Raw genomic sequence first — 11,163 nt, 5'->3', positions numbered from 1 at the left:
TAGCTGACTGAGCGTTCAAGATAGCTCCTCTGTTAGTGGGCCCTTAAACTGGTGTATTATTTTTTTGTTAGCGGAATACGCGTCCACATTAAGTTCCTTTGTTTTTTGTCTTTTTATGAGGCTTTCTAATGCGTTTTCCATTTTCTCGACTGAACCTTCGTTCTTGCTTTGTCCTTTTTCAAGGGCCTCCTTTCTGGCGGTTATCTTGTAGATCCTTTTTGATGCCTTGCCTATTTCGAAGTTGACGTCTTCGTTTAATTCTTTTTTCAATATACTTTCTTTGATAGGAATATAACGAAACTCAAAAACTATATGGTTACCATCGCGGCTTTCGTAGGCGCGAACGGCCTCAGGCAAATCATACGGCGAGATGAAACGTTTTCTACCTTGGTTACCTTTTTCGGCTCGTTCAGCAAATTCAGAAGGATTGATTTTCAGCCATTGAGTATTCATAAATCCTCCAGAAGCACCCCTACAGGTGCTGCTATCGCTCTAAATGCCTGGTCTGCTGCGTTGAAGTTGATGCCTTCTTCTACGCTGCTGTCGATTACTATAACTCCCCAAGTTTTGTAAGCTGATGTTTTTAATGGTAAACCAAGTAAGCTTCTTGGTAGCGGTCTTCTGCGGCGTAGGTATTCTTCAACTAGCTCTTCCGACATCCTAGTCCTATCGGCGTACTTTGTCTTGTTACGATCGCTTGAGGATGGGCTCAAGGTTGGTAGGTTTTCTGCGAGTTCAACTCCATCTGAAGCCCAACAGTACCCTGCTATGCCTTCCGCGTCTCGGCCGTCATCTGGAGCCCAGAATACTGTTTTCGTTTTCTTGCTTGTTTGTCCGGATCTTAGCACTGGGACTAGCCAGCCACTCCCTGGGTGTTGTCCGGATTTTATTAACTTTATCCAAGCTGTCGGTGAGTTTCTGAATTTGCGCCAACACCACTTTTTGTATTTGAATAAAGTTACACGATGGTTGTCGTTTATATCCCCATCTTGTTCACGGCAGGCAAGCTTCTGCATCGCGTCTAGATGCATCTGCATAGCTTTCCAGGAAGTTACGTTACCTGGGCGTTGCATAGCTTTCCCAATAGATATGAGAATAAAAAATGCCACGAAACCCCATATGGCATGATTCTGAATGTTTTTAATGAATCCATTCGCTATTGGATATTCTTTGGCTGATATATCAGTGGAAACTGATAATATTGCACCGACAAATGGCAAAACCCAAGTCGACAGTTTTACTAATCTGTTTCCCCATTTTTGTCTGGTGTTTAGGCTGTCAATGTCAATCACAATAGTTTCCGGTCTATCTAAACGGGTGTCCGTGTTTTTGCTCTGTCTGAAACCGCCACCACACACTACGACGGCCAGCCCTTTTATTCTTGTGGTTCCCCTCGTCGGTCTCCATACCAAGCCTGGGCGATACGTGCTGCCAGGCAGAAACCTATCCTATTTTCAGGCTGTTTTCTGATCGGGCCTTCTCCATTTCCGGGCTGATTTGGCCAGCTTCCGGAATCGTTTGTCCTGTCATTATCCAATATGAAAACTGAGGAAACGCCTGGTTTAGTGCTTCCAGGTAGTCCTCGTTCACCTTCTGTTTTCTTCCTCTGATATTGCCCCACTTGTACCGGTCGATCCCTGTCAGCTCTTCCATCCGCTTAGAGGTCAAGTCGAGCACATCGAAGATTTCTATTATCCGTTCTCTGATCATAGTTAACTTAAAATAGTAAAACATACTCACTCCGATAGAGCAAGTAATATGTACTCAGTCAGGGTTACTGAGTGAATATGTGCAATCCAGTGTAGCAGAGTGCAAAACAGTGGACGAGCAAAAACAGATCATCTTGTTAGCAACGCCGGTTATTACGCAGGAGCGCTTTGCGCAACGGACAGGTCTCACGGAAGGGCGCGCAAGCGTTACACGTCCATTTGGCCTCGGGTCACTTAGAGAAAGCTCTTGAATTTGCTCCGCGACTCCAAGCGGCTCTGTACATGATCATGAATTTGGAATTCTTTTATTCATGCAATCGCCGGAGCTGGAGTACGTAACTGTTAGGAGTCGGAACTTCTTCCAATCGATAGAATGTCCCTCAAGTTGGTCATAGTAGGCTTCGATGGTTTTCTGGTAAGCCTCTAGTTCGCAATAAACTTCTTTTACCGGAAATCGCAATTTCTGCTGATCAGCCTCGACTAAATCCTCTGAGCATCTTCTAAGATAGGCATTCTTCGAACCGAATCTAGATATGAACACGCCCTCAAGATCTTTGTCTCCCTTAGTTATTCTGTTCCAGCTATCGTTACAGGAGTCTACGGCAGAAGCGAAGCTGATAGGCTCGGGCGGAGTTTGGGTTATCGTAATGGTAACGCCGCCGTTGGCTATTCCTGCGCCATAGATGAACCAAATCCCCATTATGAATTTTGGGATACGTCGAGCCATGATCTTCTCATTGTTAATTACATTACTTAGAAGGTAGCGGTTGGGAGCTCTGAGGCAAGCTGCTTTGTCTTTGTCGTCGACACCTGGTTGACGCTTGGGTGTAATTGTCTGGCTGCAGAAACGAAAAAAGCCCCTGATTTTAGGGGCTTTTCTCTTGGAAGTTGGTGGAGACGGCGGGAATTGAACCCGCGTCCGCCAGCACTAGGCCTTGAGATCTACATGTTTAGTGTCCTTCTATTAATTTAACCTCTTGCGACCCGAAGGCCAGGGTGCGAGAGGCGAGCTCTTTAAATCTTAGCCTTTAGCCAGTGAGCTCTGGATAAAGGAGCATCCCGTAAGCGATGACGTCCTGAGATGTTGCTTCCGGGCTACGGGCGACCCGGTCAGGACGACTAGCAGCTTACGCTGCTAGTGCGTAGTTTTCGTCGTTTGCGACTATTGCGTTGCAGCTTTGGATTAACGAGATTGGCTGCCATCTCGACATGCACCCAAGGGTTCGCCACCAGCGTCGAAGCCATGTCGTCCCCTTATGATCAGTATATGTGTCCGGTTTGCCGGACTTCAAGGCTTGTTTGTCACTATTTGTACTTATCCTGTTCACGAGGCCTGTGCAATGTGCAGGCCATGGGCGTGAGACATGGCCGCGTCGTACAGGTGCTGGAAGCTGTCCCGGAAGTAGTTCATCACTGCTTGCGGGTCGGCTTGTATGCCCTTGTCGACGGTGATGCCGAACTGCACGGTGTCGGCGTAACTGAAAATGCTCATGCCAATGCCGATGTTGCCGCTCTGGGGCACCCAGAACATGGGTTGCACCAGTTTGCTGCCGGCCAGGTAAACCGGATGCCTCGGGCCGGGCACGTTGGTCAGTACTGCAGAGGCCTTATTGCTGAGCAGGTCCAGGGCCCGGCGCTCAAGAATATCCGGGCCCCGGCCAAACAGGTCCAACAGGCTGTAGGTTACCTGAGCCTGGTAGGACTGTTTGAGCCTATTCATGTTTTCCTGCACCTGGCGGAAGCACATCAACGGGTCATGGACTTCCACGGGCAGGCATACCAGAACCAGGCCAAACTGGTTGCCCAATGATTCAATGGGTTGGTCCAGGGGCCGAAGGTTGAACGGCACTGCAACGCGAATACCGCAATCGGGTATGGTTTGCTTGTGTTCGGTAAAGTGCCGGCTCAGTGCGCCTGTAGCCGCGCACAGCAATACGTCGTTGACCGTTCCACCCAGGGTCCTGGCGCAGTGTTTTACGTCATCCAGGGCCAGGGGCTCCGCCCAGGCCACTTTCTTGCGGCCTACCAACTGGCTCTTCAGGCTGGTTTTCGGCTCAAACGGGGCCAGCCCGAGTTTCGCCAGGTCCATGGCGATGCCGCCGGCGGTCCGCGCCAGTTTCAGGGGGTAATTGGGCTCTTGCCGAACGGAATCCAGGAACAGTTGCGCCTGTTGCCAGCCGGCCTGGCTGCTGTTCACCAAACGGTGCAAAAACCGGGTGGCAGCGTTGCCCTGGGGTTTGGGAATGGCGACCTTCTTGGCGATGCGTTCCAGTTTGGGTTCTGGTGTCCGGTCGGTGAGCGATAGCAGAACCCGAACCAGTGAAATGCCATCGGCAATGCAGTGGTGAATGCGGATCAGCAGGGCGCAGCCGCCGTTGAAGTTATCGATGTAGTGGATTTGCCAGAGTGGTCGGCGAAAGTCGAGTGCCGTGCTGTTGAAGTCGCTGGCCAGTTCCTGCAACTCCTTCTTGCTGGCTTGTCCTGGCAGTGCAATGCGGTGCAGGTGGTTGTCGAGATCAAAGTTGGGATCGTCTTCCCAGTAGCATTTGTCGCCCTTCTCAATCACCCGTTGGCGAAAGCGCCTGAATCTCAGAAATCGTTCTTCGAGTGTGCGTTTTAGCCGTTTGATCGGAATCGGTTGCTCAAACATCAGCACCGCGGAGATCATCATGGGATTCTCCGGGGTGTCCATACGCAGCCAGGATCGGTCGACTGACGTCATTGCAGTCCGTTCAGATGACATAAGCCCTCCCTTTGCTGTTTGCCAACTAACAGGGGCTCCAGGTACTGCCTGTGGGATCGGAGCAGGTGTGAACACCTGAGTATAGGAGGGATTCCGAGGCCGGGAAAGAGGCGGTAAAAGCGACAGTGCCAGCGAGGCTCAGGTATTGGCCTCGCGCATGATTCTCTGTTTCTGGCGATTCCAGTCACGCTCTTTTTCGGTGGCACGCTTGTCGAACAGCTTCTTGCCTTTCACCAGGGCAATCTCGCATTTCACTTTATTGCCTTTCCAGTACAGGGCGAGTGGAATACAGGTATGCCCGGCCTGGTTGACCTGGCCGATGATCTTGGCAATTTCCTTTGCGTGCAGCAGCAATTTGCGGGTACGGGTCGGGTCGGCGATGACATGGGTGGATGCGGTGTTGAGCGGCGTGATATGAGCGCCCAACAACCAGGCTTCGCCATTTTTCAGAAGTACGTAGGCGTCCACCAGTTGGGCCTTGCCGGCTCGCAGTGATTTCACTTCCCAGCCCAGCAGGGCAAGGCCGGCTTCAAAGCGCTCTTCAATGTGATATTCGTGCTTTGCCTTTTTGTTCAGGGCAATGGTATTGCTGGTTGGTCCGTTTGCTTTCTTCTTGCTCATGAATCCTGTCCGGGATCGGAAGAATGTGTGTGCCGGCCGGGTGACTGTTGGCCGGTAAATCGGGCATTGTAGCCCAGGACTGCCAGACGGGTCACGATTTCACCGCCGGGCTTGTAGATCCAGTCGTTCCGGGATGCCGCCTTCGGCTACAATGGGGCGCATTTGACTGTCAGGGATCGCCATGGCGAGCAAGTATCACACGTCCATCGGGTCATTTACCCGAAAATCCACGTTTTTCTGGGCCTCGGTGGGCGCAACCGTGGGCCTGGCCAATCTGTGGCAGTTTCCATACCTTGCCAGTATTCACGGTGGCGGGTTGTTCATCTTTCTGTATCTCGCCTGCCTGCTGCTGGTAACCCTACCGCTGATGGTGACTGAGGCGGTGCTTGGGCGGCACTCACGCCATGGCATTGTACTGGCGATGGACGGCATGGTGAAAGACGCAGGCTGTTCGCCGCTGTGGCGCCTGGCGGGCCCGTTGAGTGTGCTTGCCGCATTCCTGGTGTTGTCATTCACCGCGGTGTTCGGTGGCATCGTGCTGGCCTATGTCTTCTTTGGGGCAGCAGACAGTTTCAGGGCAGCGACGCCCGAGGCGGCCACCGGTATCCTGACGGACCTGGTGTCCAGGCCGGGTGGGCATCGGGAGTTCATGGCCTGGCATGCGTTCTTCATGGTTCTCGTGGTCTGGGTATCTGCTCAGGGCGTGGTAAAAGGGCTGGAGCGATCTCTGCGGTTTCTGGTGCCGGCGGCGTTGTTGTTGATGTTGGGGTTATTTGGCTTGTCGGCCAGTCATGGGCGGCTGGATTCGGGTATTGAACACATCCTGGCGTTGCGGCCGGACGACGTTGGCTTCAATAGCGTCAAGGCGGCCTTTTTTCACGCGTTCTATACCCTTGGCCTTGGGATGGGGGTGTGGGCGATCTTCGGCGCTTATAGCACGTCACATACCCGGTTAAAGCGGTCATTGCTGGCGGTGGTGTTGATGGACACTCTGGTGGCCATCCTGGCGGGGCTGATGATGTTCTCGGTGGCGCTGGATGGTGCCAGTCTTGATGGTGAGCGTGGCTTCGGGCTGTTGTTTGTCTCCCTTCCAGTCACGCTGGCCCAGTTGCCCCACAGTCAGTTGATCATCGCGGCGGTGTTCTTGCTGGTACTCATGATCGTGTGGGCGACCGCCATATCGCTGTTGGAGCCTGTGGTGGGCTGGTTCCGTGAGTGGACTGGCGCACCCAGGGGTTGGTCTGCGGTTATTGCCGGTGTCGCCGTGTGGGCTGCCGGCCTGGGTTCGCTATTCTCTTTCAATCTCTGGGCAGACTACCGGTTTGCCGGTGCCACCCTGTTCCGATGGCTGGAGCTGACGACGGGCGGCATCCTGATTCCGCTGGTGGCCCTGCTGATTGCCACCTTTGCCGGTTGGTGCCTGACCCGGCGCTATGCCGCAAGGATTCTTGGCAACACCCCGGTGGCTATTCGCAAGATCTGGTATTGGGTCATGCGCCTTGTTCTGCCGGTTCTGGTGGCCTGGATTGGCATACAATACACGGTGTTCTCATTGTCAAACCTGTGTGATAACGGCAGCGCAGCCATCTGGTGCACACAAGATGGCGCGCCGGAAGACCCGATGCCTGCGACAGCAAACGATGACGGTAACGGCGTGCCCGCAAGCCCGCAAAGCGAGGGGGCGGAGCCAGAAGGTGACGCGTCTGGTCAGGGCGCAGAAAACCAGCCGGCGGAAAACGCCCCCAACGGGGACGATATCCTTTATCATAGTGTGTAGTTGGCCTCCGCAGGCCAGTCAGGCTCTTTTGTTGCAAAAAACGCAGGAACCCCGGTTTTCATGGCGCATCAGATTGATAAGACCGCATTGGTCATGCACTCCGCAGAGCGCATGTTCCATCTGGTCAATGATATTGCACGGTATCCCGAGTTTCTGCCCTGGTGCGCCGGGGCAGAGGTGCACGAGCAAACGGATGCAGAGATCATGGCGTCTCTGGAGATTGCCAAGGGCGGTGTGCGCCACCGCCTGACCACGCGCAATCAGCTGTTGATGCCCGAGGCGATCGAGATGAGCCTGGTGGATGGTCCGCTGAAAAATCTGCGGGGTCGGTGGCACTTCAAGGCGCTCAACGAGCAGGCCTGTAAGGTGATCCTGACCCTGGAGTTTGAATTTTCGGGCTCCTTGTCCCGAATGACCTTTGGCCCGGTATTCAACCAAGCTGCCAACACCATGGTGGATGCTTTTTGCCGTCGGGCAGACCAGATTTATCGGGGAGGGGTAGTTTGATGCAGGTAGAGGTAGCGTATGCCCGGCCAGACAAGCAGCAAATCGTGGCGATTGAAGTGCCTGAGGGAACCACCGCCATCGAGGCCGTGAAGCTGTCTGGAATAACGGATATTTTCCCGGAAATTGACCCGGACGCAACGGATATGGGCGTGTTTGGGAAAGTCATTAAAGACCCCGCGGGCCATGAGCTGCGCGAGGGAGACCGGGTTGAACTATACCGACCGCTGAAGATAGATCCAAAGCAGGCCCGGCTGAACCGGGCCAAAAAGAAAGCCTGAACGATCAGTAAGCAGGCGTTTCTTCCAGCAGTCGCGCGTCGTAATGGCTGAACTCGTCACCTTCGTAATAGACGATGATGCGCTGCTCCTGGATATCCCCGCCACGGCGCTGGAAGGTGTACACGTAGTACTCGCGCGAGGGGTCCACCGGATTGAGCATCAGCGGCGACCCGAGAACCGCATGAACCTGACTGCGGGCCATGCCTTGGGAGAGGCTCTTGAGGTCGTCTTCGGTCACGATATTCCCCTGTTGCACATTGATTTTGTAAACGCCAGGGAATACGCAACCGGACAAGGATAAAATGCTAATAAGAACGATAGCGGTGAGCTTTTGCATCGCCGGGGGAAATCCTCTATCTTGAAATCGCCTGCATCAAGCAGGTGTGAAACGGGTAGTCCGTTGAACGGCGGCTTCATCATACCGGAAGCCGTGAGGCACACCAAAGAGTGAATAGTAACATGTCATCTGAAAACGCCGAATTACGAAAGGTCGGTTTGAAGGTTACTCTCCCGAGAGTCAAAATCTTCAATATTCTGGAGAACGCCGAAGAGCACCATCTGAGTGCCGAGGATGTTTACAAGAAGCTGCTGGATCAGGGGGATGACGTGGGGCTGGCAACCGTCTACCGGGTGCTGACTCAGTTCGAGGCCGCGGGCCTGGTGTTGCGCCATAACTTTGAGGGTGGCCACGCCGTCTTCGAAATGGCGGGCGATGATCACCATGACCACATGGTATGTACCCAAACCGGAGAAGTGATCGAGTTTGTGGATGAGATCATCGAGGAGCGCCAGCAGAAGATCGCCAGGGAGCACGGCTATGAGATTGTTGATCACAGCCTGATCCTCTACGTTAAGCCATTGGGTTCTTCCAAGAAATAAGTCAAAAAAAGGGGCCAGCAAGCGCCGGCCCCAACAGCTCTCCGAATCGAGAGGGGGATTCAGTGATGGGTCGCCTGACCCTTAACGAACATCTCCCGGGCGTGGGCAATGGTGTGCTCTGTCATGTCTACGCCGCCCAGCATTCTTGCCACTTCGCTGATTCTTCCCTGGTCATCCAGCGTTTCAATGCGTGAATACGTTGCGTCCTGTTCGGTGAATTTGCTGACGAACAGGTGCTGGTGACACTGGGCTGCTACCTGGGGCAAATGAGTGACACACAGTACCTGGCCGTTGCTGCCCAGAGACCGAAGCAAACGCCCAACCACCTCGGCTGTGCCGCCACCAATACCGACGTCCACTTCGTCAAATACGAGGGTGGGGGTAGTAGAGGTCTGGGCGACAACCACCTGAATGGCGAGGCTGATCCGAGACAGTTCACCCCCGGAGGCAACCTTGGCCAGTGGGCGTGCGGGTTGCCCCGGGTTGGCGCTGACCAGAAACTCGACATCTTCCATCCCATGGGGGGCTGGTTCGTCATTGCTGTTGCGGCCCAGTTTGGTGACGAACTGGACAGCCGGCATGCTCAGCTGTGCAAGCTCCTGAGCAATTCGCTGATCCAGTTCCGCCGCCGCCTGCTCCCGTTTGGCCGTTAGTTGCCCGGCCAGTTCATCAAACCGTTTGCGCAGGGATTGCTGCTCTGCCTCTAGTTGCTCGAGGCTGCCTTCTCCGCCGTCCAGCTCTGCCAGTTCGTTCGACAGGCGTTGATGCAGCTCCGGCAATTCCTCCGGTGTGATGCGGTGCTTTCGGGCCATCTGATAAATGGCGCTCAGGCGTTCCTCGACCTCGGCCAGCCGTGCGGGGTCTGCTTCGTAGTCTTCAACAAAGTGCCGAAGGTTGTCTCCGGCTTCTGAAATCTGGATCTGTGCCTCGGTCAGCATCTGGATGGTGTCAGCCAGTGCCGGCACATCCACTGGGAGTTGCTCTAGTTGCTGAAGTGCCTGACGCACCAGGTCGGCGGCACTGGTTTCGTCCTCAGTGCACAGCAGGGCAGCCTGATGGCTGCTATGCAGTACCGCGTCGGCCTGGCTCAGCTGCGCTTGTTCCTGTTCAAGGGTTTCCTGTTCGCCGTCGCCCAGTGCGAGCCGGTCCAGCTCCTCCACCTGATACCGGAGCAGTTGCAGTTTTGCCTCTGCCTCGTCGGCGTTCTGGCGCCGTTGTTCCAGTTTCTGGCTGGTTCTATGCCAGGCTTTCCAGGCATCCCGGGTTTGCTCTGCCAGGTCTTCGGCGCCGGAGAATTCGTCCAGCAGTTTCCGGTGGGTGTCTTTTTGCAGCAGTGACTGATGTTGGTGCTGGCTGTGAATGTCCATCAGCAGGCTGCCCAATTCCTTGAGCTGGGAGAGTGGGCAGGGCTGGCCATTAATAAACGCTTTTGAACGACCATCTTTGTTGATGGTCCGGCGCAGGATGCAGTCGTCTTTGTCATCCAGTTCGTGTTCTTCCAGCCATTGCCGGGCAATCGGAATACGTGAGATGTCGAAGCTGGCGGTGATATCGGCTCGTTTTGCGCCGTGGCGCACGGCACCGGCATCCGCTCGGCCGCCCATGGCCAGGCTGAGCGCATCCAGAACAATGGATTTGCCAGCGCCGGTTTCACCGGTCAGGGCCGTCATGCCTTTGCTGAAATGCAGGTCGACCCGTTCAGCGATGGCGTAGTTGGAGACCATAAGTTGTGTGAGCATGCCGATAACCTCCGCTCAGGATTGGAGACTCTCTGAAAATTGTCTGGGCACTGTTGATCTATACAGTTGCTGTGAATATATACAGGGTTTTTCCTGTTTGCAAACAATCGAATCGTGAAAATCTGAAAGAATGCATCGTTTGAGGTTGAAACCTGAGGGGCGGGCCCCATATCCGTTCGCAAAGTCGTATTTTCCTGCCTGTGCAAGGCGGGGCTCATTTAGCCGCAGGCCTTCGGGCCCAGGGAAAGTCATCAGGAGTTGTCATGAGTGCTGACGATAAGCGCAACGAACAGGTAGACGAGCTGAACGAGGCGGTAAACGCCACAGAAGAGCAGGGCGAAGCAGAAACCGCCGGAGCTGAAGAAGGTTCCGAACTGGAATTGCTGAAGGCGCAGTTGCAGGAATATCAGGACCAGGCGCTGAGAGCCCAGGCTGAGATGCAGAATGTGCGTCGTCGTGCCGAAATTGATGTGGAAAAGGCCCACAAGTTCGCCCTGGAAAAGTTCGTGAAAGAGCTTCTTCCGGTGGCGGACAGCCTTGAAAAGGCAGTGGAAAGTACTGAAGGTCATGAAAACGCCGGGGAGCTGGTTGGCTCCATTCGCGAAGGTGTGGAAATGACTTTGGGCCTGTTCATGAACGGCCTCAAGAAATTCAACGTTGAACAGGTGAACCCGGTGGGTGAACCGTTCGATCCGCAGCAGCACGAGGCGATGTCTATGGTGCCCGCGCCAGATGCCGAGCCGAACAGTGTGGTTGCCGTGGTGCAGAAGGGCTACCTGCTGAACGGTCGCGTGGTTCGTCCCGCCATGGTGGTTGTGGCCAAGGCCGAAGATGCACCAAAAATCGACGAGCAGGCTTGAAAAGCCGATTAAAGCGCCAATATAGCGATTAAACAGCGACAGTCAGGGCA

13 protein-coding genes and 1 other RNA gene are annotated in these 11,163 nt (G+C 54.4%); 5 read left to right on the top strand and 9 right to left on the bottom strand.

Going from position 1 to position 11,163, the window contains the following annotated elements; genetic code table 11:
• Positions 1-15 precede the first annotated feature (15 nt).
• The 7 genes from FIV08_RS16300 to smpB form a co-directional block, all read right to left on the bottom strand.
• The gene (locus tag FIV08_RS16300; protein ID WP_152439091.1) at positions 16-453 is read right to left on the bottom strand and encodes a hypothetical protein; all 438 of its coding nucleotides are present in this window, start codon (positions 451-453) and stop codon (positions 16-18) included.
• The gene (locus tag FIV08_RS16295; RefSeq protein WP_152439090.1) at positions 450-1,292 is read right to left on the bottom strand and encodes a hypothetical protein; all 843 of its coding nucleotides are present in this window, start codon (positions 1,290-1,292) and stop codon (positions 450-452) included. The genes FIV08_RS16300 and FIV08_RS16295 overlap by 4 nt, the downstream gene beginning before the upstream one ends.
• A 151-nt stretch (positions 1,293-1,443) precedes the next feature.
• Complete coding sequence (locus tag FIV08_RS16290) at positions 1,444-1,734, bottom strand: DNA-binding protein (protein WP_228715443.1); 291 nt, start codon at positions 1,732-1,734, stop codon at positions 1,444-1,446.
• 261 nt (positions 1,735-1,995) lie between these two features.
• Positions 1,996-2,436 carry a hypothetical protein gene (locus tag FIV08_RS16285; RefSeq protein ID WP_152439089.1) on the bottom strand — a complete coding sequence of 147 codons (441 nt, stop codon included), beginning with the start codon at positions 2,434-2,436 and terminating at the stop codon, positions 1,996-1,998.
• Positions 2,437-2,598: 162 nt separating this feature from the next.
• Positions 2,599-2,963, bottom strand: a transfer-messenger RNA (tmRNA) gene (gene ssrA, locus FIV08_RS16280).
• Between the two features lie 70 nt (positions 2,964-3,033).
• Positions 3,034-4,452, bottom strand: coding sequence for a wax ester/triacylglycerol synthase family O-acyltransferase (locus FIV08_RS16275; protein WP_152439088.1), 1,419 nt, complete (start codon positions 4,450-4,452; stop codon positions 3,034-3,036).
• Positions 4,453-4,590: 138 nt separating this feature from the next.
• Complete coding sequence (smpB, locus tag FIV08_RS16270; RefSeq protein ID WP_058092531.1) at positions 4,591-5,073, bottom strand: SsrA-binding protein SmpB; 483 nt, start codon at positions 5,071-5,073, stop codon at positions 4,591-4,593.
• A 181-nt stretch (positions 5,074-5,254) separates the two neighbouring features.
• Between smpB and FIV08_RS16265 the strand changes: the two genes are divergently transcribed.
• From FIV08_RS16265 to FIV08_RS16255, 3 genes are read left to right on the top strand one after another with little or no spacing between them, the layout of a single operon-like run.
• Positions 5,255-6,850 (top strand): sodium-dependent transporter, encoded by a 1,596-nt coding sequence (locus FIV08_RS16265; RefSeq protein ID WP_152439087.1) that lies wholly within the window; start codon positions 5,255-5,257, stop codon positions 6,848-6,850.
• Positions 6,851-6,910: 60 nt separating this feature from the next.
• Positions 6,911-7,357 carry a type II toxin-antitoxin system RatA family toxin gene (locus tag FIV08_RS16260; protein WP_061330648.1) on the top strand — a complete coding sequence of 149 codons (447 nt, stop codon included), beginning with the start codon at positions 6,911-6,913 and terminating at the stop codon, positions 7,355-7,357.
• On the top strand, positions 7,357-7,635 hold the full coding sequence (locus FIV08_RS16255) for an RnfH family protein (RefSeq protein WP_058092534.1): 279 nt from the start codon (positions 7,357-7,359) through the stop codon (positions 7,633-7,635). The genes FIV08_RS16260 and FIV08_RS16255 overlap by 1 nt, the downstream gene beginning before the upstream one ends.
• 4 nt (positions 7,636-7,639) lie before the next feature.
• On the opposite strand, the gene FIV08_RS16250 is transcribed toward FIV08_RS16255, so the two are convergent.
• The gene (locus FIV08_RS16250) at positions 7,640-7,972 is read right to left on the bottom strand and encodes an outer membrane protein assembly factor BamE (protein WP_152439086.1); all 333 of its coding nucleotides are present in this window, start codon (positions 7,970-7,972) and stop codon (positions 7,640-7,642) included.
• A gap of 122 nt (positions 7,973-8,094) precedes the next feature.
• Between FIV08_RS16250 and fur the strand changes: the two genes are divergently transcribed.
• The gene (gene fur / locus FIV08_RS16245; RefSeq protein WP_106694153.1) at positions 8,095-8,514 is read left to right on the top strand and encodes a ferric iron uptake transcriptional regulator; all 420 of its coding nucleotides are present in this window, start codon (positions 8,095-8,097) and stop codon (positions 8,512-8,514) included.
• 59 nt (positions 8,515-8,573) lie between these two features.
• On the opposite strand, the gene recN is transcribed toward fur, so the two are convergent.
• Positions 8,574-10,253, bottom strand: coding sequence for a DNA repair protein RecN (recN, locus tag FIV08_RS16240; protein ID WP_152439085.1), 1,680 nt, complete (start codon positions 10,251-10,253; stop codon positions 8,574-8,576).
• Positions 10,254-10,516: 263 nt separating this feature from the next.
• Between recN and grpE the strand changes: the two genes are divergently transcribed.
• Positions 10,517-11,113, top strand: coding sequence for a nucleotide exchange factor GrpE (gene grpE / locus FIV08_RS16235; protein WP_061330645.1), 597 nt, complete (start codon positions 10,517-10,519; stop codon positions 11,111-11,113).
• Positions 11,114-11,163 lie beyond the last annotated feature (50 nt).

The sequence above is a fragment of the Marinobacter sp. THAF197a genome (genome assembly GCF_009363275.1).
Taxonomy (GTDB): Bacteria; Pseudomonadota; Gammaproteobacteria; order Pseudomonadales; family Oleiphilaceae; genus Marinobacter.
The sequence above is the reverse complement of the archived record's forward strand: the minus strand, read 5'-3'. Positions and strand labels throughout refer to the sequence as shown.